Origin of the sequence: Longimycelium tulufanense, from assembly GCF_014645795.1 — a bacterium.
GTDB classification, from domain to species: Bacteria; Actinomycetota; Actinomycetes; order Mycobacteriales; family Pseudonocardiaceae; genus Longimycelium; species Longimycelium tulufanense.
On sequence record NZ_BMMK01000001.1, the window covers coordinates 165,913 to 190,615 of the forward strand.

The 24,703-nt window shown below is 69.2% G+C and carries 22 protein-coding genes; 13 read left to right on the plus strand and 9 right to left on the minus strand.

Annotated elements, in window-relative coordinates:
* The first annotated feature begins 149 nt into the window (after positions 1-149).
* Genes IEY55_RS00695 through IEY55_RS00705 form a run of 3 tightly spaced genes read left to right on the plus strand, consistent with a single transcriptional unit; the run spans position 150 to position 3,445 of the window.
* Positions 150-998: a nitrilase-related carbon-nitrogen hydrolase gene (locus tag IEY55_RS00695; RefSeq protein ID WP_189052829.1), complete on the plus strand. Its 849-nt coding sequence runs from the start codon at positions 150-152 to the stop codon at positions 996-998.
* Between the two features lie 17 nt (positions 999-1,015).
* Positions 1,016-2,419 carry a dihydropyrimidinase gene (gene hydA, locus IEY55_RS00700; RefSeq protein ID WP_189052830.1) on the plus strand — a complete coding sequence of 468 codons (1,404 nt, stop codon included), beginning with the start codon at positions 1,016-1,018 and terminating at the stop codon, positions 2,417-2,419.
* 30 nt (positions 2,420-2,449) lie between these two features.
* Entirely contained in the window at positions 2,450-3,445 is a 996-nt protein-coding gene (locus IEY55_RS00705) for a TIGR03842 family LLM class F420-dependent oxidoreductase (RefSeq protein WP_189052831.1), read from the plus strand.
* A gap of 81 nt (positions 3,446-3,526) precedes the next feature.
* Here IEY55_RS00705 and IEY55_RS00710 read toward each other — a convergent pair whose 3' ends face one another.
* On the minus strand, positions 3,527-3,739 hold the full coding sequence (locus IEY55_RS00710; RefSeq protein ID WP_189052832.1) for a DUF397 domain-containing protein: 213 nt from the start codon (positions 3,737-3,739) through the stop codon (positions 3,527-3,529).
* Positions 3,690-4,595 (minus strand): helix-turn-helix domain-containing protein, encoded by a 906-nt coding sequence (locus IEY55_RS00715; RefSeq protein WP_189052833.1) that lies wholly within the window; start codon positions 4,593-4,595, stop codon positions 3,690-3,692. The genes IEY55_RS00710 and IEY55_RS00715 overlap by 50 nt, the downstream gene beginning before the upstream one ends.
* Positions 4,596-4,728: 133 nt before the next feature.
* Here IEY55_RS00715 and IEY55_RS00720 point away from each other — a divergent pair, with 133 nt between their 5' ends.
* From IEY55_RS00720 to IEY55_RS00730, 3 genes are all read left to right on the plus strand, one after another.
* The gene (locus IEY55_RS00720; RefSeq protein WP_189052834.1) at positions 4,729-5,088 is read left to right on the plus strand and encodes a hypothetical protein; all 360 of its coding nucleotides are present in this window, start codon (positions 4,729-4,731) and stop codon (positions 5,086-5,088) included.
* 19 nt (positions 5,089-5,107) lie between these two features.
* Positions 5,108-5,476 carry a hypothetical protein gene (locus IEY55_RS00725; protein ID WP_189052835.1) on the plus strand — a complete coding sequence of 123 codons (369 nt, stop codon included), beginning with the start codon at positions 5,108-5,110 and terminating at the stop codon, positions 5,474-5,476.
* A 167-nt stretch (positions 5,477-5,643) separates the two neighbouring features.
* Positions 5,644-7,755, plus strand: coding sequence for a HelD family protein (locus tag IEY55_RS00730; protein ID WP_189052836.1), 2,112 nt, complete (start codon positions 5,644-5,646; stop codon positions 7,753-7,755).
* 160 nt (positions 7,756-7,915) lie between these two features.
* Here IEY55_RS00730 and IEY55_RS00735 read toward each other — a convergent pair whose 3' ends face one another.
* Positions 7,916-9,307 (minus strand): aldehyde dehydrogenase family protein, encoded by a 1,392-nt coding sequence (locus IEY55_RS00735; protein ID WP_189052837.1) that lies wholly within the window; start codon positions 9,305-9,307, stop codon positions 7,916-7,918.
* Between the two features lies 1 nt (position 9,308).
* Positions 9,309-10,403, minus strand: coding sequence for an AMP-binding protein (locus IEY55_RS00740; RefSeq protein ID WP_189052838.1), 1,095 nt, complete (start codon positions 10,401-10,403; stop codon positions 9,309-9,311).
* 712 nt (positions 10,404-11,115) lie between these two features.
* Between IEY55_RS00740 and IEY55_RS00745 the strand changes: the two genes are divergently transcribed.
* Positions 11,116-11,283 carry a hypothetical protein gene (locus IEY55_RS00745; RefSeq protein WP_189052839.1) on the plus strand — a complete coding sequence of 56 codons (168 nt, stop codon included), beginning with the start codon at positions 11,116-11,118 and terminating at the stop codon, positions 11,281-11,283.
* A gap of 140 nt (positions 11,284-11,423) precedes the next feature.
* The gene (locus tag IEY55_RS00750; protein ID WP_189052840.1) at positions 11,424-12,227 is read left to right on the plus strand and encodes a class I SAM-dependent DNA methyltransferase; all 804 of its coding nucleotides are present in this window, start codon (positions 11,424-11,426) and stop codon (positions 12,225-12,227) included.
* A 281-nt stretch (positions 12,228-12,508) separates the two neighbouring features.
* On the opposite strand, the gene IEY55_RS00755 is transcribed toward IEY55_RS00750, so the two are convergent.
* Together IEY55_RS00755 and IEY55_RS00760 are read right to left on the minus strand one after the other, a co-directional pair.
* Entirely contained in the window at positions 12,509-14,143 is a 1,635-nt protein-coding gene (locus IEY55_RS00755) for an outer membrane protein assembly factor BamB family protein (protein WP_189052841.1), read from the minus strand.
* A gap of 573 nt (positions 14,144-14,716) precedes the next feature.
* Positions 14,717-15,769 (minus strand): PQQ-dependent sugar dehydrogenase, encoded by a 1,053-nt coding sequence (locus IEY55_RS00760; RefSeq protein ID WP_189052842.1) that lies wholly within the window; start codon positions 15,767-15,769, stop codon positions 14,717-14,719.
* 279 nt (positions 15,770-16,048) lie between these two features.
* Here IEY55_RS00760 and pqqA point away from each other — a divergent pair, with 279 nt between their 5' ends.
* The 4 genes from pqqA (at position 16,049) to pqqE (ending at position 18,420) form a co-directional block, all read left to right on the plus strand.
* Positions 16,049-16,135, plus strand: a complete 87-nt coding sequence (gene pqqA, locus IEY55_RS00765) for a pyrroloquinoline quinone precursor peptide PqqA (protein WP_189053304.1) — start codon at positions 16,049-16,051, stop codon at positions 16,133-16,135.
* Between the two features lie 61 nt (positions 16,136-16,196).
* Positions 16,197-16,910: a pyrroloquinoline-quinone synthase PqqC gene (gene pqqC, locus IEY55_RS00770; RefSeq protein WP_189052843.1), complete on the plus strand. Its 714-nt coding sequence runs from the start codon at positions 16,197-16,199 to the stop codon at positions 16,908-16,910.
* Between the two features lie 3 nt (positions 16,911-16,913).
* Positions 16,914-17,315, plus strand: coding sequence for a pyrroloquinoline quinone biosynthesis peptide chaperone PqqD (gene pqqD / locus IEY55_RS00775; protein ID WP_373289941.1), 402 nt, complete (start codon positions 16,914-16,916; stop codon positions 17,313-17,315).
* On the plus strand, positions 17,308-18,420 hold the full coding sequence (pqqE, locus tag IEY55_RS00780; RefSeq protein ID WP_189052844.1) for a pyrroloquinoline quinone biosynthesis protein PqqE: 1,113 nt from the start codon (positions 17,308-17,310) through the stop codon (positions 18,418-18,420). The genes pqqD and pqqE overlap by 8 nt, the downstream gene beginning before the upstream one ends.
* A 34-nt stretch (positions 18,421-18,454) precedes the next feature.
* On the opposite strand, the gene IEY55_RS00785 is transcribed toward pqqE, so the two are convergent.
* The gene (locus IEY55_RS00785; RefSeq protein WP_229685821.1) at positions 18,455-20,008 is read right to left on the minus strand and encodes an alpha/beta hydrolase; all 1,554 of its coding nucleotides are present in this window, start codon (positions 20,006-20,008) and stop codon (positions 18,455-18,457) included.
* 137 nt (positions 20,009-20,145) lie between these two features.
* Here IEY55_RS00785 and IEY55_RS00790 point away from each other — a divergent pair, with 137 nt between their 5' ends.
* Positions 20,146-21,057, plus strand: a complete 912-nt coding sequence (locus tag IEY55_RS00790; protein WP_189052845.1) for a glutaminase — start codon at positions 20,146-20,148, stop codon at positions 21,055-21,057.
* Positions 21,058-21,084: 27 nt separating this feature from the next.
* On the opposite strand, the gene IEY55_RS00795 is transcribed toward IEY55_RS00790, so the two are convergent.
* Positions 21,085-22,029, minus strand: coding sequence for a LysR family transcriptional regulator (locus tag IEY55_RS00795; protein WP_189052846.1), 945 nt, complete (start codon positions 22,027-22,029; stop codon positions 21,085-21,087).
* Positions 22,030-22,932: 903 nt separating this feature from the next.
* The gene (locus IEY55_RS00800) at positions 22,933-24,675 is read right to left on the minus strand and encodes an Hsp70 family protein (RefSeq protein WP_189052847.1); all 1,743 of its coding nucleotides are present in this window, start codon (positions 24,673-24,675) and stop codon (positions 22,933-22,935) included.
* Between the last annotated feature and the right edge of the window lie 28 nt (positions 24,676-24,703).

Consider the following 24,703-nt stretch of genomic DNA (forward strand, 5'->3'; position numbering starts at 1 on the left):
GTTTTCCCCCTTGGTAAGGCCGCCCCACCTGCACGCCCCCGCCTGGTGCCCTGATCGAGGGACGGGATGGGCAGGTTGTCCAGTTCGGAGGGGAAGCGTGGACAACCTGCCACTGCCTCGGGTGATGCACGACGCACAAGGATGCCGGAATGACGGGCGATGAGATCATCCGTGCCGGCCTCGTCCAGCAGCGGTGGACCGGTGACAAGGAGTCGATGGTCCGCAACGCGGTCGACGCCGTCGCGCGGGCCGCGTCCCAGGGCGCGGAGGTGGTGTGTCTCCAGGAGCTCTTCTACGGGCCGTATTTCTGCCAGGTGCAGGATGCCGACTACTACTCCTACACCGAACGTATCCCGGACGGCCCCACCACCGAGCTGATGCGGGAGGTCGCGGCGCAGCACGGGGTCGTACTGATCGCTCCGATGTACGAGGAGGAGCAGCCAGGCGTCTACTACAACACCGCGGCCGTGATCGATGCCGACGGCAGCTACCTCGGCAAGTACCGCAAGAACCACATCCCCCAGGTGAAGGGGTTCTGGGAGAAGTTCTACTTCCGGCCCGGAAACCTGGGTTACCCGGTGTTCGACACCGCGGTCGGCCGTATCGGCGTGTACATCTGCTACGAGCGGCACTTCCCGGAGGGCTGGCGGGCACTGGGCCTGGCCGGGGCACGGATCGTCTTCAACCCGTCGGCGACGAGCCGCAGCCTGTCGGAGTACCTGTGGCGGCTGGAGCAGCCAGCCGCGGCCGTCGCCAACGAGTACTTCGTCGGCGCCATCAACCGGGTGGGCGTGGAACCGTTGGGCGACAACGAGTTCTACGGGCAGACGTACTTCGTCGACCCGCGTGGCCAGCTGGTCGGCGACGCCGCCTCGGACACCGAGGAGGAGGTCGTGGTCCGCGACCTCGACATGGGCCTCCTCGGCGAGGTGCGCGACCTGTGGGCGTTCTACCGCGACCGCCGCCCGGACAGCTACGAGCCGCTCACCCGGCCCTGACCAACGAGGAGGACAGGATGCGTCTGGTCATCCGCAACGGCACGGTCCTCACCTCGACGGGCGCTCTCAGCGCTGATGTGGTGGTGGAGGGCGAACAGGTCACCGCGCTCGCCGCTCGGGACTCCGGGCTCACCGACGCCTGGCAGCAGAACGCCGACCGTGTCCTCGACGCCACCGGCAAGTACGTACTGCCCGGCGGCATCGACGTGCACACGCACATGGAGATGCCCTTCGGCGGAACGGAGTCGCACGATACCTTCGAGACCGGTACCCGGGCAGCCGCCTGGGGCGGCACGACGACGATCATCGACTTCGCCGTCCAGACCAAGGGGACGTCGCTGTTGTCCACGTTGGACAAGTGGCACGCGAAGGCGGACGGGAACTGCGCGATCGACTACGGCTTCCACATGATCGTGTCGGACGTCAACGACACGACGCTCAAGGAGATGGACGCCTGCGTCGAGGCCGGCGTGAACAGCTTCAAGATGTTCATGGCCTACCCCGGGGTGCTGTACTCGACAGATGGGGAGATCGTCCAGGCGATGTACCGCGCCGCCGGCAACGGCGCGATGATCATGATGCACGCGGAGAACGGCATCGCGATCGACCAGCTCGTCGCCCAGGCACTGGCGAATGGACGTACCGAGCCGCTGCAGCACGGGATCACCCGGCCGCCCGAGCTGGAGGGGGAGGCGACCCACCGGGCCATTCGGCTCGCCGGGGTGACCGGGGCGCCACTGTACATCGTGCACCTGTCCGCTTCTCAGGCCCTGGATGCGGTGACGGCGGCCCGGGACGAGGGACGGAACGTCTTCGCCGAGACCTGCCCGCAGTACCTGTACCTGTCCCTGGAGGACCTGGGGCGGCCAGGCTTCGAAGGCGCCAAGTACGTGTGCTCGCCACCGCTCCGACCTGCGGAACATCAGCGGGACCTGTGGCGCGGGCTGCGCACGAACGATCTGTCGATCGTCGCGACGGACCACTGCCCGTTCTGCTTCAAGGACCAGAAGGAGCTGGGCCGGGACGACTTCTCGAAGATCCCGAACGGCCTTCCCGGCGTGGAACACCGGATGGACCTGATCCATCAGGGCGTGGTGGCCGGGGAGCTGTCACTGGCTCGTTGGGTCGAGGTCACCTCGACGACACCGGCACGCATGTTCGGGCTCTACCCTCGGAAAGGGACGATCGCCCCGGGCTCGGATGCGGACATCGTGGTCTACGACCCCCAGGCCCGGCAGACGCTGTCCGCGGCGACCCACCATATGAATGTCGACTACTCGGTGTACGAGGGCATGGAGATCACCGGGCGGGTCGAGACGGTGCTGTCGCGCGGGCGGGTCGTGCTCGAAGGCGGGGAGTTCCACGGCAGCAGGGGGCATGGCCGGTTCCTCGAACGCGAGCTGTGCCAGTACCTGAGCTGACCGCGCCAGTACCAGAATGGAGAGGGGCGTATGGACTTCGGAGTTGTCCTGCAGACCGACCCGCCGGCGCGCGCGGTGATCGAGACGATGCGTGCCGCGGAGGACGGCGGGTTCCGCTACGGCTGGACGTTCGACTCGGTGGTGCTGTGGCAGGAGCCGTTCGTCATCTATTCGCAGATCCTGGAACACACGAAGTCGATGACGGTGGGGCCGATGGTGACCAACCCGAGCACTCGGGACTGGTCGGTCACGGCGTCGTTGTTCGCGACCCTCAACGACATGTTCGGCAACCGGACGGTGTGTGGGATTGGTCGAGGTGATTCGGCCCGCCGGGTGATCGGACGGAAGCCGGCGGGCCTTTCGACGCTCGCGGACGCCATGCGGGTCATCAAGGGGCTGGCGGAAGGGCGGGAGGTCGAGCATCACGGTGTTCCGGTGCGTATTCCCTGGGTGCGTGACGGGAAGCTGGAGATGTGGATGGCGGCCTACGGGCCGAAGGCACTGAAGCTGGTGGGGGAGCAGGCGGACGGGTTCATCCTGCAGACGGCGGACCCGGCGATCGCGCGGTGGACGATCGGATCGGTGCGCGAGGCCGCCCGGACCGTGGGGCGTGATCCGGAAGAGATCACGATGTGCGTCGCGGCGCCGGCCTATGTGGGGGATGACGTGGCGCACCAGCGGGAGCAGCTGCGGTGGTTCGGCGGGATGGTCGGGAACCACGTGGCGGACCTGGTGGCGCGGTACGGGGACTCGGGGCCGGTGCCGAAGGCGCTGACGGAGTACGTGAAGGGCCGGGAGGATTACGACTACTCGCATCACGGGCGAGCGGGAAACCCGTCGGCGGACTACGTGCCGGACGCGATCGTGGACAGGTTCTGCCTGATGGGGCCGGCGAGCGCGCACGTGGAGCGGCTGGAGGAGTTGCGGGAGATCGGAGTCGACCACTTCGCGGTGTACCTGATGCACGACGAGAAGGAGAAGACTCTCCAGAAGTACGGAGAGGTGATCAGGAAGCTGGGCGGCTGAGCCCGGAGGGGAGGAGAGTGGGTCCCCTCCCTCGGGCGGGGCCGGCGAGCTGGTGGTGACGGCCGGCCCCGCCACCCGGGGTCAGCGGAGGTCGAGACGGTGGGATTTCGCGCCCCGGACGAAGGAGGACCAGGAGGAGGGGGAGAAGGAGAGGGCGGGGCCGGAAGGGTTCTTGGAGTCCCGAACCGCGACGAAGGGTTGGCAGGAAGCCACCTCAACGCAGTTGGAGACGGGCTGGCTGCGGCTACTCTTCCGCCAGACTAAGCCGGATGCGGTTGTCGTTGGCTTTGTCATCACTCATCCTCTCGTGCTCGCGAGCGATCGACGAGACCATCTTCGCCGACTCCCGGACACCGAGCGCAAGTGCCCGTAGATCATCGAACACAGCGGACATGGTCAGCACGTCCCGGGGCTCATCGATGAGGCTGCCACCGACCGGGTACTCAACCCAGCCGACATCCGGGTAGCTCTCGTCTGCGAACGACAACAAGTAGATCCCGCCCGACATGGCTGGAAACGCGCCAACCTGGGTCGGCAAGACCTGAATCTTGATGTTTCGCTGTCGACCAGCCGCTGCCAGATGTTGAAGCTGGCCGGCCATCACGGTGTACCCGCCAACCGGACGCCGGAGCGCTTCCTCTCCAATAATGGCCCAGAAGTGCAGGGGCGCATCGTCGGACAGCCTACGCTGTCGCTCCAAGCGAACCGCTACCCGTCGATCCACGACCTCTGGCGATACAAGGTGGCCGGCAGCCTGGTGGAGCGCGAGCGCATACTCCTTCGTTTGGAGCATTCCAGGGATGAGCAGGGGCTCGAAGTTGCGGGCGGAGACCGCGTCGTTCTCGAAGCCAATGAAGGGCCTCGCCCACTCGGGGATACCGTAAGTTGACCACCAGCCGCGTTTGGTGCCGTCTTTGCGAAGCACCTCGAGGAAGTCTCGTAGCTCACTGTCATAGGCACCGTAGAAGTCGAGGAGCATCACGAGCTCGGCCTTCTTGACGCCCGAGCGACCCTTCTCGATGTTCACGATCTTCCCGACCGAGCATCCGAGCAGGTCAGCGGCCTCTTTCTGGTACTTTCCGGCTCGCTCACGCAGCTCGACCAACATCGCCCCGAGCCTGCGCCGCCGTGCAGTGGGACCAGTGCCCATGCCTCCTCCTTGGTTGCGGTGCGTAGCACCGTACTCACGCTCGGCTATGTCCGAATATCACCTGATCGATTAATTTCGGAAGTTGAGCTCAACTCGTAGGTTCGGTGCAGCCGATCAAGGAGGCGTTAGACGCATGATTGCTCGGACCCTGCACGGAGCCTGTCAAGACGGCCTCGTCGCCCTCGTGTTCACCGCGCTCGACCGGCTTCGCGACTCGCCCGCCGACTCCCTCCGCCGGTCGCGGGAGCTGTCCGCCTCGATCCACGCCTGGCGGGGGATCCTGCGGGCGCACACTCCACCACCCTCCGCCCGGCACTGCCCGAAATGCCGTAATTGGCTCCTTCGCCCGCGCCGCTGGCCCTGTCGCATCTGGCGGGAGGCGATCACCAGCCTCGGCGCGCTCAACTCCATCTACGCCTTCAGTCCGCCCGCCCCGATGCCGTCACCAACAACATGCCCCTCCACCCCGGCCGCCGACACCGGCATCCGTTAGACACCCGTCGGGAGCCCCTGTGTCCGACGCCATTCCGCACCTCATCGAACACCTCGTCGAACTCCGCCGCCGCCAGTGGACCTTCGTCCGCACCGACCCTGGTGACCCCGATTCCCCGATCCTCGGCCGCTACCTCTGGCCACCCCGCCTCAACGCGGTCGACACCCTGACCCTCCTCAGCCACCGCGAGTGCGTCGCCATGCGGCTGCGCGTGAGCGACGCCACGGACATCAACCCGGCTGCCTCCCCTCCTCTCCTCTGGGGCCGCGCCGGAACCCCCGCCGACGTCCTCGCCGCCCTCCTCGACCTCCCCGCACCGGACGCCCCCACCGCCCCTCGGCTCACCCTTCCACGTCCCGAGCTGTGGACGCCGTCCTCCGCCAGCTGATCGCCCTTTCCGCCCCGCGGTCCACTTTCGACTACAATCTTTTCCGCCCGTGCTGGGAGGCCCGAACCGCCTCATGCCGTCCGACTTCTTCGTTGCTGATTTCGGTTCTGGCGACAAGCACGTACTGTCAACCCTTCCACCGGGAAGACGCTGCGGGGGAGTGCTGCGTGCCGGAGTCCGTTCGACAGACCGAGATCGACGTCGAGCAGACACACGTCGACCGTGTCTACGCGCGCTTGGCCGAGCTGCGCGCCGAAGCCGAGCAGATGCGTGACAGGGGCCACGCCCTCGCCCACGGCGCCGGCTCCGAGGCCCGCATGGAACGCGCCAGCATGCTCTTCGAGCGTGACGCCCTGGTCGGCTACGCCACCCGCCTGCTGGCCGCCCTCGACAGCGAGCACGAGGGCCTGGTCTTCGGTCGCCTCGACCTCACCGACGGCCAGACTTTGCACATCGGCCGCCTCGGCGTCCGCGACACCGACCTCGGCAACCTGGTCACCGACTGGCGGGCTCCCGCCGCGGCCGCGTTCTACCAGGCCACCGCCCAGGACCCGGAGGAAGTCATCCGCCGCCGGGTCATCCACTGCACCGGCCAGCGGGTCGTCGACGTCGAGGACGAGCTGCTCCGCCCGGACGCCGCACCCGAGGACATGCAGGTCGTCGGCGAGGGTGCGCTGATCGCCGCCCTCGGCCGCGCCCGCGGCGACGCCATGCGCGACATCGTCGCCACCATCCAGCGCGAGCAGGACGAGGCCATCCGGGCCCCGGCCGGCGGTGTCACCGAGATCACCGGCGGCCCGGGCACCGGCAAGACCGCCGTCGCCCTGCACCGCGTCGCCTACCTCCTCTACCGGGAACGCCGGCGGCTGGGGGGTGCCGTCCTCGTCGTCGGCCCGTCGCCCACCTTCACCAACTACATCTCCCGCGTTCTTCCGTCCATGGGCGAGCACAGCGTCGAGCTGCGCTCCTTGGGTGACGTTCTCGACGGGGTGCGGGCCACCCACGTCGACCCCGCCCCGGTCGCCGCGATCAAGGGATCGCTGCGCATGCTCCGCGTGCTTCGTCGCGTCATGCGGCAAACTCCGCCAACCGCACCAACCGAGCTACGCATCACCTACGGCGGCCAGGTGCTCAAGCTCAACGAGTCCGAGCTGGCCGAGGTGCGCAAGGCGGTGCACCGGAAACCCACTCCGCCCAACAAGTCCCGCGTCCTGGCCGCCGAGGAACTCCTGGAAGCCCTGTGGCGCAAGGCCGAGGAATACGCGGGTGACGGTTTCCAGCCCGACCGCGAGGAACTGCTCACCGATCTGGGCGAGCGCATGGAGTTCCACCGTTTCCTCGTGCGCTGGTGGCCGCCCATGGCCCCCACCTGGGTGTTGAGCTGGCTGCGTGACCCCGAGCGACTCGCGCGGGCCGCCCGCCGCATCCTGTCCGCCCAGGAAGTCCAACTCCTCTCCGAGGAGTGGGCACGGCACGAGGGCTGGTCGGTCGCGGATGCTGCGTTGATCGACGAGCTTCGCGTCCAGTTGGGCCCGCCGCCCAAGCCCCGGCGTCGTCGCCCCGAGACCGACGTGGAGATCGTCCAGTCCCGGGAGCCGGAGCGGAAACCGTTGCGGCCCGAGCACTTCGACGAGTACCTGCACGTCGTCGTCGACGAGGCGCAGGACCTCTCGCCGATGCAGTGGCGGATGCTGGGCAGGCGCGGCGGATACGCGAGCTGGACCATCGTCGGTGATCCAGCGCAAACCTCCTGGCCCGACGCGGAAGAAGCCGCCAAGGGCCGCGCCGAGGCGGTGGGCGGCTCGGGGCGCGCCCACCGCCGCTACGAGCTACGCACGAACTACCGCAACGCCGCGGAGATCTTCGCCCTGGCCGCCGACACCATTCGCGACCTCGTCGCGGAAGAGGACCTGCCGCACGCCGTGCGAAAGACGGGCGTGGATCCGACGGTCCGCACCGTTTCCGCATCCGACCTGGCGGCAGCGGTGCGCGAGGCGGCCGATGAAGTGCTCGCCGATGTCGACGGCACGGTCGGTGTGATCACCGCGATGAATCGGGTCGGCGAGGTCGCCGGCTGGCTCGACGGGGTCGCACGTGACCGGCTGCGCGTGGTGGGCAGCCTGGAGTGCAAGGGCCTGGAGTACGACGCCACCGTGATCGTGGAGCCGGGTGATCTGCTCGCCGAGTCCCCGACCGGGCGCCGGACCCTCTACGTCGCCATGACCCGCGCCACCCAGCGCATGCACGTCGTGGGCACGGACGACGGCTGCCTCCCCTGACAGCAAGATCGGGGGAGGCAGCGGGGCCCTGGGATGTCTTAACGGGGATGGCTAAAAATCCCACCCCCTACTTCCCAGTCTAGTTGATCTTTCGGTGGGTGAGCAAGATCACGAAGGAATGATCTTGCCGCGAAGCCGGTCCGACCGGCCGCGGAGCCGGTCAGACGGTTCGGGCAACCGCCTTGGTGCGCATCAGGAACTCCCCGAGGTACGCGTCGTGCGGGATACCCGGCTCCAGGAAGACCGTTGGGGTGTCACCGAGGTAGACGTTCGTGATCGTCGGCTCCTGAAGGAGGCGGTCGACGAGGGCGGCGTCGTCGGTGACGGCGGTGAGGACGAGGGTGTTCCGCAGGGGAGCAATCCCGTCCTCGTACGACCAGGGAGCCACCCACACGCAGGGGAACGGCAGCTCGACGCCGATCTGCGGCGCGTCCGCCCGATCCACCTGGTGCACCGCCGGGCGAAGCACGGCGCTGCCGTCACCGAGCTCCTCGACGACGCCGTCGCCGCCCAGCCACGCCGTGGCCCCGTCAGCGCGGGCGAGAAGGAACTGCTCCAGTGCCCGGGCCGAGGCCACCGGGTGCACCGGCAACGCGGCCTTCTCGTCCTCCGGGGGCAGGCTGGGCATCGTCGCCAGGCGGTCCGCAAGGGCCTCGGCGAGCGGGGCGGGGTCGCCCTCGACCAGCACCGCGGTGGTGTTGACGCAGGCGGTGGCGCCCCGGGAGCTCACCGACTCGACGATCATGTCGAGGTGGTCCCGCCAGGCATCGCCCGTCACCAGGATCTTCGAGCGTCCCGGCCCCTGGGGGAGCACCCGGGCACTGTGCCCGTACTTGTTCACCACGGCGTCGCCGCCGTAGACCATGGCCAGGTCGGCGCCGTCGATGATGTCGTCGGCCACGTCGTGGTCGGTGGGCAGCAGGACGACCTGGTCCTCACCGAAGCCGGCCGCCCGCAGCGCCAGGATGAGCCGGTGCGGGGTCAGCGGTTCCCGCTGGGAGGGCCGCACGGCCACCCGGTAGCCGAGGGCGAGCGCTTCCAGCCACAGCGTGTGAACGCCGGGGTGGTTTCCTGCCGCGTGCACGGCGAACACGTCGCCACGCCGCGTCCACACGGCGGCACCTCGGTGCGTCCTCGGATCGCGCCAGTCCGTCACGGCGGCGGTGGGTCGCGCGCAGTACGCCGCGCGGTATGTCTCGACCGCGGCGCGGCCGATCCCCTGGGCCGCCTCGCGCACCACCGAGATCGGCATGCCCGAGATCCTGCTGACCAGGTACACGTACCGGTCGAACGGCAGCCCGTCCACCGCGTCGTCGACAAAGATCCGTCCCGCTCGGGCCAGCGCGGCCGCCCGCTCGTCAGCCGGCATGGTGCCGGCCGCGTGCAGCGCGGCCAGGGACCGCCGCACGAACAGGCGGGGCACCAGGCTCAGCTCGACGGTCGGGTCGCCCGCCACATCGTTCACGGTGATCCGGTTCCGGGCACGGAACGCCCCGTTCGGGCCGAGCGCGTCGACGTGGACCAGCTCGGGCGGGGCGGTCACGGTGGTCATGTCAGTACACCCCCTCGATGACGGCCCCGCCGTCGAACGTGGCGACCGGGGTGACGTCGGCGACGGAGTCGCCGAACCCGCCCTCCGGCGGCTCGATCCGGGTCGCCATGTCCCGCTCCAGGTTGTTGGGCAGGAGCATGCCGCGGCTGACGTGGTTCATCACGACCTGCCCGCGCTCGCCGTGGGGCACGGCCTCGCCCGTTTCGGGATCGACGACCACGAAGGTCACGAACGGCGACGGCGGGTCGAAGACACACGGGTCGTCGTCACCCAGGCCGGGCCGCTCGGGCGCGCCGGTCAGCACCATCGTGCTGCCGTAGCCGCCGAACAGCTGGCTGTTGGGCAGCACCTCGGTGCGGTAGAGGTGGCGGGTGTCGGCGTCCATGTGCGCCCCGCCCCAGTTGATGAAGGGCACCTTTGCCACGAGCGTGGCCAGCTCATCGTCCCGGGTGAGCCGCTCCAGCAGCGGCGGCGTGGTGACCAGAAACGTGATGTCCTGCGTCTCCAGCACGCTCCGGGCCTGGTCGACGAGGTGGTCGGCGTACCGGTTGGCCTCCTCCGGCCGACCCTCGGCGACGCAGCGCTTCACCCAGCGGGGGTCGAGGTCGACGGTGAACAGCACGCTGCCGTTCCGCCGGGCCATCTCCACCTGCATCGCACCGAACAAGTGCGGGCCGGTCGGTCCGACGAACAGCCAGTTGCCGCCGCGGGGGAGACCGCGCTCGGCGTGCCGGCTCTCGTAGTGGGCGATCATCTTGTCAACCCAGTCGGCGAGGAACACCACCCGCTTGGGGAGGCCGGTCGTGCCGCCCGACTCGTAGACGCCGTACACCTCCGGCTCGGGGCCGTACCCTTTCGGGACAAGGTCGGCGATGGGAACGGTACGCAGCTCGTTGACGATATTGGGGAACCTGCGAAGGTCCGCGAACGTGTGCACGTCGCGCCTGGGATCGAAGTCCAGCGACCTGGCTCGCTCGAGCCAGTAGGGCGATCCGGTCGCGGGGTCGAAGTGCCACCGCATGGCAGCCTCGATGAACTCGCGCTCGTCCACGGCCTGCCCGATCTCGGCGTCGAGCACGTCCGTGTCGTCAGCCATCCGAACACCTCCTTCGCCGCTGCCGGCCCCCCGGCACGGGCTCTCACCCGCTCGGCTCGGCGGTGCTTATTTAGATTGCCTACGAATCAAATGTAGGCTCGCCCTACTCCCGGGTCAATGGGTGGATGAGCGGGGGCCACCCGCGGGCTCCCGCCTGCCGGAATCGGGTTCCGGCAGGTTGACGGCAGGCCCCGAGCCTCAGGCGCACTGGTGACGAGCCCTCGGGGTCGGTGTCGCCGTCCTCCAAGGCCCCGAGCCTCAGGCGCACTGGTGACGAAAGTCACTGGCGACGGCTGGTGGTGAGCTGGGCAACGGATGTGCGGAAACGATGTTGCAAGGCAGGGGAAGCTCGGCCGATCGGACGCTCGCCCGCGTCCTTTCCTCACCGGCCCACATATCGCTGATCTTGTCGTTGTCTCCCGCGCCTCATCTACCACGGGTGACCGAAGTTCTCCCATCCTTCAGCCGGGCTTGACCTGTCCGCCCCTAACCTTTGCCGTCGGTCCGGCTCGTGACCGGAGGAACGCGCTGTGCGCCTGGCGTGAGGAGGTGGTTGGCATGAGTACCGAATGCAGTCGGAGTTGCCGCCGCCTCGACGTCCGCCGGTAGTCACCCCGCGCGTCCACGCCATCCGCAGCCACGGCCTGTCTGTCGGGTGAACTGTTTCCGCTTCGACGCGCGGTGACTCCTGCCTGCTCTCCGGGAGGTCACCGTGATGTTCATACCTGTCCTGTCCGTCTTCCGTCCCGTGCGGTGGCGCTGGCTGCGGGCCCGGCTCCGCTCCGTCGACCTGCCACGACACAACGATCTGCTGCGCGCCGGTACGTGGGAGGAGCGCCCGTGTCCGCGCCACATGACCATCCTTTCTGGCGGACGCTAGTCGCGGGGCGCAGGCATCCGGCCCGGCCCCGGGGCGGGTTCCCGCAACGTTGACGTCGCCCGGAATGGTCGGTACGTCTTTGCTCGGCCATTCCGGACGACGTGGCCCCGTCCACGGGCGGGAGCCGGGAAGCAGGTTCGATGGAGCGACAGGTCAACTGGAACGCGCGTTCGAACTCCTCACTGGCAAATGCAAGATTCCGCATCACTTTCCCGGATTCCTCCGTCGCGCGACCGCAGGATGCGGAGCGGTGTCTGGTCGAGATCGACGGCCGCTGGCGGGAGATCCGGTTCCACGACTACGCTCGGATCTACGCGATCAAGGGCCTTTACGAGCAGCTCTTCTACGACCGGTTGCGGTGCAGCTCGCCACGCGTGGTCGCGACGCTGCTGGGCGAGGCCCTCCCGCAGGCCGGTGCGACCCCGGCCGACCTGCGGGTGCTGGATCTCGGTGCGGGCAACGGGATCATGGGTGCGGAGCTGGTGCGACTCGGGGTGGACCGCGTCGTGGGGGTGGACATCCTGCCGGAAGCGGGCGAGGCGGCACACCGGGACCGGCCCGGGATCTACCACCACTACCTGGTGGGCGACGTGTCGATGTTGGGCAACGACGATCGGAACGTGTTGGAGAAGAACGAACCCAACGCCCTCACCTGCATCGCTGCGCTCGGCTTCGACGACATACCCCCACACGCATTTCGCGCGGCATTCAACTTCGTGTCCGGTGGAGGCTGGATCGCGTTCACGTTGAAGGAGGATTTCCTGTCCGATCGGGACAGCTCGGGGTTCTCCCGACTCATCCGGCGGTGCGTCGAGACCGGTGTGCTCGAGGTGCGGACGCAGCACCGCTACCAACATCGGCTCAGCGCGAGCGGCCACCCGCTGTACTACGTGGCCATCGTCGGCACCAAACGCCGCAACATCCCACCGGAACTCGTCGACTGAGCAAGTCGCACCGCAGCCGTCAGTAGGTCGGGTGCGCCCCGGCGGTGTTACCACCGCTCGTTGGTTCGGGCGAAGATCGGTGTCTCACCGCAGCAAGGAAGCTCGGAGAGCATTGCTCCCGGGGTAGGGGCATGGCAGGAGAGTGTGCCGAGGGCGTCGGCTTCCCCACCATGTCTGGCTCGACAGACCCCACGACCGCCGGGAAGGTGAACGCCTAGGACGACGAGCCGCTTGGCGCTCGTCGTCCTAGGCGTCGGAGGTTTCGCCCCGGTCACAAGACCTCAGTCACGAAGACCGAAGGCCAGCAGTAGGTTCCCCTTGTCGTTGGGGTACGGACTCCAGTACCCCGTCTTGATGTACAGCATGCCATTCGCAACGACGGCACCGCCCCCACCGGCAATGTCGTTCCCGCGACCCGGTACGCCGTTGACCGTGATGAAGTCACGGACCACGTCGTACTGCCACAAGACCTTGCCCGTGTCAGCTGCGTAGATCCGCATCTTGCCGTCGTAACTGCCTTCGTAGACGAGCCCCGGGGTCGTGGTGGGCGCGGGTGCGTGCCCCAACGCACATTTGTCCGGATGCTCTGCCGCGCCGCCCCAGGAGCAGCCATCGACCGGGTTCGGTGTCTGCCACAGGATCTCACCGGTAGCCGGGTCCAACGCGAACAACGTGCCGGGATCTGCGAACCAGGTGGCCGCGTAGATGCGCTCACCGTCGTAGCTGCTTCCCCACTCGATCCCGCTGAGCCCACCATTGGGCATCGGCGTGGAAAGCTGCCGCTGCCAGACGATGTCCCCGGTGGCAGCGTCCATCACGTGGTAGGTGCCCTTCTTCTGGCCGACGCCGACCAGCGTGCGACCGTCCACCCGGAACAGGTTGGGGCTTGCGCTGACGTCCCAGTCCAGGTTGGTGCCGTCCCTGCGGGACGGGCAGTAACCGGGATCCTCACTGAGGGCGCACTGCAACCGCCAGGTGTCGGCCGGTGTCATCTTCCGCTTCCAGCGAACCTCCCCGCTCCATGCGTCGAGCGCCAGAAGAGAGTCGAAGTCACCGCCACTACCGCTGTAGTTCTGGCCCGTGCCGACGTAGACCGTGGCGGTGGCCGGATCAACCACCGGGCTGCCCCACACCCCGGCGCCGGAGGGACCGTAGTGCGTTGCGCCGCTGGGCCAGGTGCCCACCGGCTGTGGCGTGGGCACGGTGTAGTAACGCCAGCGCAGCGAACCGGTCTCGGCGTCCAACGAGTTGACGTGCCCACGGAAGGTGCAGCACGGGTGGTTCCGGTCCGCCTCCGGGTCGAACAGCGCGTTCTCATGACTCGAGACGCCGACGAAGACACGGCCGCCGTATACCAGTGGCGAGCTGGTGACAAGGGTGTACGGGTTGCTCTCGATCCGCTGTGCCCAGACCAGCCTTCCGGTGTGCTGGCCAACAGCGTAGAGGTAGCCGCGGTTGTCACCGAAGTACACCTTGCCGCGTGCGACCGCCGGGCTGTTGGTGATCCAGCCCGGTTCGCCGTCAACCGTGCCCGTGTCGAAGGTCCACTTCGCGGCTCCGGTCTTGGCGTTCAGGGCGTGGAGCTTCCCGTTCGAGCCGCCCACGTACAGCATGTTGCCGACGACCGCGGGTTGGCCCCGATTGCGCTCCTTTCCCAGGAAGGCGAACGCCCACTTGAGTTCCAACTTGTCTAGTGTGGACTTTTTGATCTCTCGCTCCGCGGGGTTGTGCCGGGATCCTCGGAGATCCTTCTGCCAAGTGGGCCAATCACCCGGCCTACCACGAGATTCCGTTCCGGAAGACTGCGGTGCGGAAGCCGGTTGCGCTGTCGCACCGGTTCCGCTCAACAGGACGGCCACCAGTGCGGTGGCCAGCAGCGCGAACTGCCTGGACCGTCGTCTTTTCCCGACGAACATGCATTCCTCCCCCAGAGTTGCCTGTGGCACAAGCGAAGGCGGGGAATGGTCCCCGCACTCGCCACTCACTGTCACTGTGACAGCGCGAGGTGCGCCCGTCGAGAGATAACGACAGATGGGGTAATCCGGAAGAACCAATGCTGAGCTGCCAGCCGGAAGGAAGGCCCTGTCGGACTCGACGTCCGCCGTCACGCAGCCGGATCACGAGAGCCACGAAGCCGGAACGACCCGCTGCCGGACGCACCGACGGCGAAAACGGTCCACGGCGCCATGTATCTGAAGCGGGTTCGCCCACTCCTGTGTTCGGGGGCCACGGGGAGGGAACGGGCCCTGGCACGAAGGCGACGCGATGGGGGAGGGCGGGTCGCGTGCCATATTCGTGCCAGGGCCCGGGGCCTGGGCCCCGCAACGCCGGCTACCCACGCCGCTGCCCGCACGCCGGGCTTCGAACCCAGCCGACGCTCGCCGCGGCATTCGCCCGGCCTGTACCGAGATGGTTCAGTCGAGGACCGCTGGTGGACCATGGGCGAGCCAGCAGGCCGGCGTCGGACTGCGGCGCCGGGAGGCGGCAGGTCAGTTGCCGTCGGAGGAGTAGATGGCGGTCGGGGTGATCACCAGCAGTGAGCCGTCCGGCGCGGGCTCGACCGCACGGACCCGGGAGAGCTGGGTGTAGATCCGCTGCGGCGAACCACCGTCACCGGTCATCCGCCACACACCGCCCTTGAGCGCGGCCATGTAGAGCTTGCCCTGGTAGGCCGCCAGGCCACTCGGCGTCGCCACGGAGGTCCGCCAGCTTTGTACCGGGTCGACATACCGCGGGTTGTTGCAGGGACCTTCGCAGGCCGGCCAGCCGTAGTTCCTGCCGGCCTGGACCCGGTTCAGTTCATCGGCCTTGTTGGCGCCGATGTCGGTCACGTGCAGCGCCCCGTTCGACCAGGCCAGGCCCTGCACGTTGCGGTGCCCGTAGGAGTAGACCAGCGAGTTGAACGGGTTACCGGGTGCCGGCCTGCCGTCGGTGGTCATCCGCAGCACCTTGCCGCCCAGGGAGTTCAGGTCCTGCGCGGTCTGGGACCGCAGCCCGTCCCCGGTGCCCGCGTAGAGGTAGCCGTCCGGACCGAACTCGAGGCGACCACCGTGGTGGCAGCACGACCCGCGCGGGATGCCGGTGACGATGGGGCGCGGCCGCTCACCCAGCCGGAGCTTGGCGATGCGGTTGTCCCGGGCGGTGGTGTAGTAGATGAAGATCGTCCTGTCCTGGGCGTAGTTGGGGGACACGGCGAGTCCGAGCAGGCCGCCCTCCTTGCTCACGCTGATCCCGTTGATCCGCTGGACGTCAGTGACCCGGCCGTCCTCGAGCTGCCGGATCCGCCCGCTGTTGCGCTCGGTGAACAACGCCGTGCCGTCCGGCAACCAATCCAGCGCCCAGGCGTGTTCCAGGCCGGACACCAGCTGCTCGAGTGCCGTCGACGCCGCCTTCGGCGCCTGCGCCCGCGCCGCTGCCTGGGCTGCCTCCGGTGGCCCTGCCGCCGTGCCTGCCGGGGACACCGCACCGGCGGCCGGCGGCGCGGTCACGGTGGCCGCGGCCAGGGCGAGTGCCCCCAGGAGCACCTTGCGCCGAGCTTTCATGGTTTCTCCTCCAACGTCCGTCCTCCGGTGGAGAGCGCGCGGCGGCTGGTCCCACAGGCAAGCGAGGCACCTCGACCGCTGTCAAGGGCTGGAAAACCCGGGAATTTCCGTTGCGGTAACGGGGAAAATCCCACCAGCGATCGACGCTGGTCGGCGGGGAGGAGTGCCGGAGTCGTTCTCCTGCCGTAATCCGTCCGGACGCTGGTCCGGTTGGTGGTACCCCGCCTACGGTGAGGAGTCGCCGCCGTCGGTCGTCAACGGCGTCCAACGGAGGTCAGCATGGAGCGCCAGGACTGGGTCACTCCCGCGTTCACCGACTACGACACACCCATGGAGGTTACCGGCTACGTCGCCCGGCAGCAGTGAACCAGCCTCTCGGGGGCCGGGGCGGGAGAACCGGCCCCCGAGCCGGGCCGGGAGGTACCCCATGACCCCACCTGCGTCGCCACGCCCGGAAGAGGAGTTCGTCGCCGCGCTCCGCGCACTGTCCTCCCGCTACTGGGGAAGCCATCCGTTCCACCGCCGCATGCACGCCGGGCTGCTCGGCAAGCATGAGCTGCGCCTCTGGGCGACGAACCGCTGGTACTACCAGTGCATGCTGCCGCAGAAGGACGCGGCGATCATCAGCAACTGCCCGATTCCGGAGGTGCGACGGCAGTGGCTGCCGCGCATCGTCTACCACGATGGGGCGGCCGCTGGCGAGGGCGGGTCCGAGCGCTGGCTCCGATTGTGCGAGGCGGTCGGCCTGGCCCGGCAGGAGGTGCTCGACCAGCGGCATGTCGTGCCGGCGGTGCGGTTCGCCGTCGACGCCTACGTTTCCTTCGCCCGGACCAGGCCCTGGTGGGAGGCCGTCGCCTCCGGGCTCACCGAGATGTTCTCCGGCCACCTGATGCGCGCCAGGGTCACCGACCTGCTGGCGCACTACCCGTGGATCAGCCGGGAGGACCTCGCCTACTTCACCACCAGGGTGGACGCGGTGTCCGCCGGTGGCCGCGAGACGCTGGACCTCGTGGTGTGCCACTGCGTTACGCGGGAGCAGCAAGATCGCGCGATCGAGGCGTTGTCGTTCAAATGTGATGTCCTCTGGAGCATGCTGGACGCCATTGACCGAGCTTCCGCCGAATCCGCGGGGGGTGGGTGAAAGGTGACCGACAGCAGACCCGCCGACGGGGTCGAACGACAACATGCCGGGTCCGGGAAGGGAACCGAGCACCAACAGATCGGGCTGGTTGACGGGGTTGAGCAGGAGAGCGGTTCGTCGGAGGTCAGGCCGGAGTCCCGGCCCCGGCTGCGACCGGGTAGCAGATTGAGCTACGACCACGTACGGGACACGGACGTCCTGTTGTTCCCGGAAGGTGTGCTGGTACTGAACCACACCGCGGCCGCAGTGCTCTCCCACTGCGACGGGAGACGAACAGTCCTCGACATCGTGGCGCAACTGGGTGAACGGTTCCGAGGCGTGCGCCTTTCCGACGTGACCACGCTGCTCGCCCAGCTCCGGCAGCGGCACCTGATCGAGACCGCGGGGGAGGCGAGGGATGCCTGACCTCCACGCCCGCCCGCTCGGGCTGCTCGCGGAGCTGACGCACCGCTGCCCGCTGCACTGTCCCTACTGCTCGAACCCCCTCGAACTGGTGACCCGGGAACGCGAGCTCGACACCACGCGGTGGTGCTCGGTGCTCGACCAGGCTCGCGAGCTCGGCGTGCTGCAGGTGCACTTCTCGGGAGGCGAACCGCTGGCACGGCGCGACCTGCCCGCGCTGGTGTCACATGCCCACGGCCTGGGCTGCTACACCAACCTGGTCACGAGCGGGGTGGGACTGACCGGGGCGGTCATCGCCGACCTCGCCGAGCGGGGCGTCGACCATGTGCAGCTGTCCGTGCAGGACGCCAACGAGGTGAGCGCGAACCGGATCGGTGGTGCGCGGACACACGAGCACAAGCTGACGGCGGCGCGGGTGGTGAAGGAACGTGGTCTTCCGCTGTCGGTGAATGTCGTGTTGCACAGGCACAACCACGACAACCTCGCCTCGATCATCGCGCTGGCCGAGGAGATGGGCGCCGACCGCCTCGAACTGGCCAACACCCAGTACTACGGCTGGGCCCTGCGCAACCGGACGGCACTGATGCCCACCCAGGACCAGCTCGACGCCGCGCAACCCGTCGTTCGCGCGGCACAACAACGCCTGTCCGGACGAATGGAGATCATCTACGTAATCGCCGACTACCACGAGGCATACCCCAAACCCTGCATGCACGGCTGGGGAGCACGCCAGATCACCGTGGCACCGGACGGGACCGTCCTGCCCTGCCTCGCGGCAACCGTCATCCCCGACCTGCGGCTGTCCAACGTGACTGATCACGACCTGGCCTGGATCTGGTACGACTCCCCCTCGTTCAACGCCTTCCGCGGCGTGGAGTGGATGCGTGAGCCCTGCCGGAGCTGCTCACGGCGGTTCACCGACTTCGGTGGCTGCCGCTGCCAGGCGTTCCTGCTCACCGGCGACGCGGCCAACACCGACCCGGTGTGTTCGCTGTCCCCGCACCGAACCCTGGTCGACCAAGCGCTGTCCGACATCCCGGAACGGTCCCCGACCCCGGTGATGCGGGCGGTTGCCGGGCAGCGCGTCCGCGAGTGGGTCGAACCCTGAGGGGCCGGGTCCCGCGACCAGGGGTCAGCCCGCTTCAGTGGATCGGCTCGAAGGGCCGGCGGTCCACGGGACAGCTCGCTCCCGCCGCGGGCAACGCGCCGGAGACCAGGTAGCCGCGCTTGACCTTCTCCGCGCAGGTACTCCGCACCAGCATCGTGGTGTGGCCTGCGCCCTCCACCACCAGCAGCCGACCCCGTGACAGCTCACGGAGCCCGTCCCGGGCGCCATGCAGGGGAGTGGCGGGATCAAACCTGCTGTTGATCACCAGAACCGGCGGGATGCGCCGATGCCATGGCCCGAGGTAGGGGCGCACCGACTCCCGCGGCCAGTAGGCACAGCTCATCATCCCGAACACGGCGATGCGGCCGAAGTAGGGGACACGACGGTCCTCGGTGATGGCGAGCCTGCTGTACGTCGCCTCCTGCCTGGGCACCCAGCTGTCCGCGCACTGGATCGCATGGAACGCCTCCGGGCGGTTGTCGACGTAGGGCGCACCGGCAGCAGCGACCGACGGGACGCCGCTCGCCTCGTGGAGCCGCTGCAGGGTCCTGGCTACCGCCGGCCAGTCATCAGGATCGGCGAGACTGGCCGCCGCGTTCACCACCGCGGAGTAGGTGTAGGTCGCCGTGCTGCCGTCCGGCTCGGTGATCGTGATGGGGTGCCGGCGGGCACGTTCGGCAAGGATGCGCCACTTCTCGTGCGGATCCCCGGAGGAAAACGCGCACCGAGGCCCGGCTGCCGCACACTCGTCGAGGAAGGCCGTGAAGGTTTCCGCGATGCCCCGTGCCACGTCCTGCCGCACGTCAACCGGCTCGCGGAACCCGTTCCCGGTCCGCCCGGTCGCGTTGCCGGCGAAGTCCATCGAGCCGTCGAACGCCAGCGCCCGCACCCGGTGCGGGAACAGGTTGGCGTACACGGCACCGACATGGGTGCCGTAGGAGATCCCGTGATAGCTCAGCTTTCGGTCGCCCACCGCCATGCGGAGAAGGTCGAGGTCGCGGGCCGTGTTCACGGTCGACATGTGGGGAAGTAGCTCGCCCGCCCGATCGCGGCAGCGCTCCACCAACTCACGTGACCTGGCGAAGAAACCGGGCTCCCCGGCCCTGTCACCCGGCAGCTCCGGGAAGGTGGCGAAGAACTTCCGTTGCTCCGCCTTCGTCTCGAAGCACCGCACCGCGGTACTGCGCCCCACAGCACGGGTATCCCACGACACCAGGTCGAAGCGGGCACGAAGCTCCGGGGAGAACAACCACGGCCAGCGCGCACGCTCCCGTAGCCGGGACACCCCGGACGAGCCCGGTCCACCGAAGTTGACGAACAGGCTGCCGATGCGGAGCCCCTGATCGCTCGCCGGTAACCGGATCACCGCTAGGTCGATCAGCTTGCCGCGCGGATCGCGGTAGTCGAGCGGAACTTGTGCCGTGGCGCACTCGAATCCGTCTCCGCACGCCGACCAGTGGAGCCGTGGCTGCACGGGCCCATCCACGCCGGCGGCGTGCCGGCCGGCGGCCGAGGAGGGCACGAGCGCCAGCCCGCCCGTCAGGGCAGCGATCACCGCGGCGACACCGAACCTGCGTCGGAGGAACACGTCCCCACCTCCGGGGTCGGGACCCCTGCCTAACAGCCGTTCCGGTAACGACCACCCTTTTCCCCACCGAACCACCCGTTCGGCCGTCCCATCGGCCGGTCCCGGTGTGTCCGGCGTCACCAGGCAGACTGTCCATCGTGGACTACCACGCCATCCTGGAACACGTGCTGGCCGACATCGAACCGGAGATCGGGTGCGGTCGGGTCGCCGACTACATCCCGGCCCTGCGCTCGGCCGACCCCGACCGCTTCGGCATGGCCGTGGCCGACGTCGACGGCCCGGTGACCGGGGTCGGTGACTGGGAGGCGCCCTTCTCGATGCAGAGCGTCTCCAAGGTGTTCGCCCTGGCGCTGGTCATCGCCGCGGACGGCGAACAGGTCTGGCAGCGGGTCGGCCGCGAGCCCTCGGGCAACCCGTTCAACTCGCTGGTGCAGCTCGAGCACGAGCGCGGCATCCCGCGCAACCCCTTCATCAACGCCGGCGCGCTCGTGGTCACCGACCGCCTGCTCAGCGTGACCGGCGATGCCCGTGGAGCGATGCTCGACTTCCTCCGTGCGGAGAGCGGCAACCCCGCGGTGGACTTCGACCCCGTGGTGGCCAACTCCGAGGCCGAGCACGGCGCCCGCAACGCCGCGCTCGGCTACTTCATGGCCAGTCACGACAACGTGGAGAACCCGGTTCCCCAGGTGCTGGAGCACTACTTCTGGCAGTGCGCCATCGCGATGAGCTGCCGCGACCTGGCGCTGGCCGGTTGCTTCCTGGCCCGGCACGGGGTCCGGGCCGACGGCTCCCGGCTGCTCACCCGCAGCGACGCCAAGCGCGTCAACGCGATCATGCTCACCTGCGGCACGTACGACGCGGCCGGCGAGTTCGCCTACCGCGTCGGGCTGCCCGGCAAGAGCGGGGTCGGCGGCGGCATCCTCGCCATCGTGCCCGGCCGGTGCGCGCTGGCGGTGTGGAGCCCGGGTCTGGATGCCAGGGGCAACTCGGTCGCCGGTGTCGCCGCCCTCGACCGGTTCACCACCCGCACCGGGTGGTCGGTCTTCTAGGCGGCGACACCCCCGGCGCGGCGGTGCTCAGCCGGCCAGTGCCTGCGCGGGCTCGCCCGTCAGCTCCCGGAACTGGTGTGGCTGCGACCTGATGAACGCGTGGTAGGCGGGATTGCCCGCGGCCAGCTCCCAGTACCGCTGCCGCAGCTCGCGCAGCAGGAGAGCGGCCACGTCACCCGGGCTGTCCACGTGCCAGGCGAAGAAGAGCCGCCGCCGGACGTCGACGTCGAGCGGACGCACCACGCAGCCCGCCGGCGGCCGGACCCGGGCCGCGATGAGCGACACCGCCCGGCCACCCCGCAGGTGCTCCACCAGCTGCATGGTCGAACCGTGGTAGCGGATGTCCGGCTGGAAGCCCGCGGCCGCACACAGCCGCGTCAGCTCGTCCCGGGCGCACGGGTGCTCGATCCACGCCTCGCCCGCCAGCTCGGACAGCGGGACGACCGGGCGCGCGGCCAGCCGGTGTGAGACCGGCAGCATGACCCAGACAGGCTCGTGAACGATTGTTTCGGTCCGCGCGTTCGGCGGCGTCGGCAGCGGGTGGAACAGGCGATCGTTGCCCTGCACGGCGTCGTGCTCGCCCAGCTCCAGGCTGGGCAGCGCGGCGTCGGCCGGCGCGAGCACGTGCTCCAGGGTCAGACCGGGGTACTCCCGGCTGGCCGCCTCGACCACCGAACCCAGCTCCGGCACCGCCGTCACCAGGACGAACCGCCGTTCCTTCTCGGTGACGTCGGCCAGGGCGTGGTGCCACATCCGGTCCAGCCGCAGGATGTGGTGCAGCAGCCGCTCACCCCGGTCCGACAGGGCCACCCGCCGGGTCGACCGGTGCAGCAACGGGACCCCGAGCCGGCGCTCGAGCCGGCGGATCCGCGCGCTCAGCGCCGGTTGGGTGATGTGCATGCGGCTCGCGGCCCGGGTGAAGCTCAGCTCCTCGGCGACGGCGCGGAACGCCTCCAGGTCACGCCAGTCCATGACAACGCCCCGCCCTCGACTCCACCGGGCTGCGTCCCCCAGGTGCCGTTGCTGGCTGGTAGAGCGCTCTAACAGCAGTGCCCACGGCAACCATCTCTCTTTGTCCTCCCCTCGGCGACCCGCGCTCGGGCTGCGCCACCCTGTGGCGAACCGTCTCCCCGGGCACGACACCCTTGGCGCGGTCGCCTCGACCGGAGGCTGACTTCTTGTTGAAGCATGAATTGCGCACCGGTCGACTGCGGGTCGTGGCCAGCTTACGGGAAACATCCGGCAATCGGGGCGTCCCGTCCCACTTGTCAGGACACTCGGGCGCCAAGAAGTAGGACGCAGAAGGAACCCATTGCCCGCCCGAAGGCATCGCTCGTCCTTGCTTTTCCGCTGGTAGGAGCGGCTGTCGTCATAGCTCGTGGCAGCCTGCTCCGGGCTGGAATATCGCGGTACTTCGATCCAGTCGGCAACATCGGCGCCTACGTCACAACGTGCCGCGACCGCCTGTGAACATTCTTTGCCGAGCAGATCCGGATTGTTGAACAACTCGACGGGCGCCGAGGGTTACTGGCCGGAACGGATCGGCCAGATGGCCAGAAAGATAATCCGTTGAGATGATCGAGGGAGACAGCGATCATGACCACACACGATTACTGGCCGGTTGGTCAGCGCCTGGTAGCGGATCAGCTACGCGCCTTTCGGGATCGAGGTTTCCAACGCCCAGGCTGACCGTTGCCGGGACACGACGATGTCGTGAGCGGCTCCCGAAGAAACCCTCTCACTCCGGCTGCGACCTTGTGCGGCCGACGTGAGCTGCAAGCCGTGACCGGTCCGACGCTGGTGTTGGTGAGCACGCCGAATGCGCTTGGAGCGGCAGTGACACCGTGGGGCGAGATGTCCGGCACGGACGGCCGGTCAGCCACTGGGGTTGGTCGGCAAGCTCGGAGCCGTGGGCGGCGGTGGCGGCGCGGGCGTACTGATGATCGAGGTGTCCACCGGCGCCGCCGGCAGGGGCGGCTTGGCTTCCTTGTTCGACGACGGCGGACTGGGTGGCGGTGGGACGCGGGAGCTGCGCTCACCCGAGCGTTCCTGCGGCGTCTGGCCGTCGCCGGCCACGCCCGGGTGATTCACCGGCACGACCTGGCCGTCCTCGGGGTGCGCGGACTCGGCGCTCGACGACTCGCCCGCCGACTCGCTGGGACGCGACGATCCGTCCACACCGGCGCGGCCGGTACCCGGCCGCCCCGACAGGTAGCCGGGCTCGTCCGTGGTGGCCGGGGCCGACCCCACGGGTTGGCCCGGCTTCGCCTCCTCGGCGCTGGAGTCCGACTTGCGGTGGAACGAGAACGCCATCGCCGCGGCCGCCACCACCGCCAACCCGCCCACGCCCAGCACCAGCTTCGGCAACACCCGGCGGCGCGGCGGTGCGGGCACCGGGAGCGGAACCTCGTCGACGGCCGGCCGGTCGGGTGGTACCTCGTCCATCGCCGACCGCGCCAGCGGCACCTGGGCGAGGGGTTCGGGCACCGACGGAACGGGCCGTTGTGCCCAGGGCGGCACGGTGACCGCCGGTGCCGGGCGATCCCCGCCCGCCGCCAGTGCCGCGCCCAGCGCCACCGCCGTGTTCGGGTCGGCGTCCACCGCGATCGGCCGGCCCAGTGCGGCCGAGACGAGCTGGGCCACCAGCGGGATCCGGGACGAGCCGCCGACCAGGAGCACGGCGGTCAGGTCCGCGGGGCAGACCCCGGCCGACCGCACGGTCCGCGACAACGCCGCCACGGTCTCCTCCAGCGCGGGCCGGATCATCGCCTCGAAGTCCACCCGGGCCAGCCGCGCCTGGGTGCGGACCTCGGGGAGCAACACCGGAATGGTGACCTCGGTGTCGGCGGACAACGCCTCCTTGGCCTCGGTGCACTCCCGCCGCAGGCGGGCGACCGCGTTGAGCGCCACCGGGTCGGTTGGGTCGAGGTGGTCGAAGGCGTCGGCGAGCTGGGCACGCAACTGGTCGAAGACGATCTCGTCGAAGTCGACCCCGCCCAGTCGCTCGATCCCGTCCGGGGTGCCCAGCAGCTCGAAGGTGTGCACGTCGGTCTTGCGGAGCACCGCCGCGTCGAAGGTGCCGCCACCCAGGTCGTAGACCGCGATCACGCTGCCCGGCTCCACGCGCTCGGCATGCGCGTAGCTCACCGCCGCGGCCTGCGGCTCGGTCAGGAACACCGCGTTGTCCACGCCGGCCGCGGTGACCGCCTCGGCCAACCGGCTGCGGCGGTGCGGCCCCCAGGCGGCCGGGTGCGACAGTGCGACGAGCTCCGGCGAGGCGCCCTCGCGTTCGGTGACCCGGTCGACGACCCACCGGACCATTCGCGCGGCCAGCTCGTGCGCGTGATGTGGCTCGCCGGCCACCAGCAGCGGGGTGTCGTCCCCGACCCGTCGTTTGAACTCGCGCACCACCCGCTCCGGGTCGGTGAGCGCGCGTCGCTCGGCCGCCTCGCCGACCAGGACCGAGCCGTCCGCGCCGAGGAACAACACCGACGGCACCATCGCCGCCCGGTTGCCCAGCGGCACGACCTCCGCGCCGCGGCGGCCGGCGTCCGCGGCGCGGCGGACGCCGGCGGCGGTGTACGTGGTGCCGAGGTCGATACCGAGCTGGTACGTCATGCGCGGGACCCAAACTCCTCACTGGACG

Bases quoted from the DNA above. Each gene is read 5' to 3' on its own strand.
- IEY55_RS00760 (WP_189052842.1), bottom strand. From the start codon at position 15,769: ATGAAAGCTCGGCGCAAGGTGCTCCTGGGGGCACTCGCCCTGGCCGCG.
- IEY55_RS00710 (WP_189052832.1), bottom strand. From the start codon at position 3,739: ATGACAAAGCCAACGACAACCGCATCCGGCTTAGTCTGGCGGAAGAGT.
- IEY55_RS00720 (WP_189052834.1), top strand. From the start codon at position 4,729: ATGATTGCTCGGACCCTGCACGGAGCCTGTCAAGACGGCCTCGTCGCC.
- IEY55_RS00755 (WP_189052841.1), bottom strand. From the start codon at position 14,143: ATGTTCGTCGGGAAAAGACGACGGTCCAGGCAGTTCGCGCTGCTGGCC.
- pqqA (WP_189053304.1), top strand. From the start codon at position 16,049: ATGGAGCGCCAGGACTGGGTCACTCCCGCGTTCACCGACTACGACACA.
- pqqE (WP_189052844.1), top strand. From the start codon at position 17,308: ATGCCTGACCTCCACGCCCGCCCGCTCGGGCTGCTCGCGGAGCTGACG.
- IEY55_RS00750 (WP_189052840.1), top strand. From the start codon at position 11,424: ATGGAGCGACAGGTCAACTGGAACGCGCGTTCGAACTCCTCACTGGCA.
- IEY55_RS00740 (WP_189052838.1), bottom strand. From the start codon at position 10,403: ATGGCTGACGACACGGACGTGCTCGACGCCGAGATCGGGCAGGCCGTG.
- IEY55_RS00705 (WP_189052831.1), top strand. From the start codon at position 2,450: ATGGACTTCGGAGTTGTCCTGCAGACCGACCCGCCGGCGCGCGCGGTG.
- IEY55_RS00795 (WP_189052846.1), bottom strand. From the start codon at position 22,029: ATGGACTGGCGTGACCTGGAGGCGTTCCGCGCCGTCGCCGAGGAGCTG.
- IEY55_RS00715 (WP_189052833.1), bottom strand. From the start codon at position 4,595: ATGGGCACTGGTCCCACTGCACGGCGGCGCAGGCTCGGGGCGATGTTG.
- pqqC (WP_189052843.1), top strand. From the start codon at position 16,197: ATGACCCCACCTGCGTCGCCACGCCCGGAAGAGGAGTTCGTCGCCGCG.
- IEY55_RS00735 (WP_189052837.1), bottom strand. From the start codon at position 9,307: ATGACCACCGTGACCGCCCCGCCCGAGCTGGTCCACGTCGACGCGCTC.
- IEY55_RS00695 (WP_189052829.1), top strand. From the start codon at position 150: ATGACGGGCGATGAGATCATCCGTGCCGGCCTCGTCCAGCAGCGGTGG.
- IEY55_RS00800 (WP_189052847.1), bottom strand. From the start codon at position 24,675: ATGACGTACCAGCTCGGTATCGACCTCGGCACCACGTACACCGCCGCC.
- hydA (WP_189052830.1), top strand. From the start codon at position 1,016: ATGCGTCTGGTCATCCGCAACGGCACGGTCCTCACCTCGACGGGCGCT.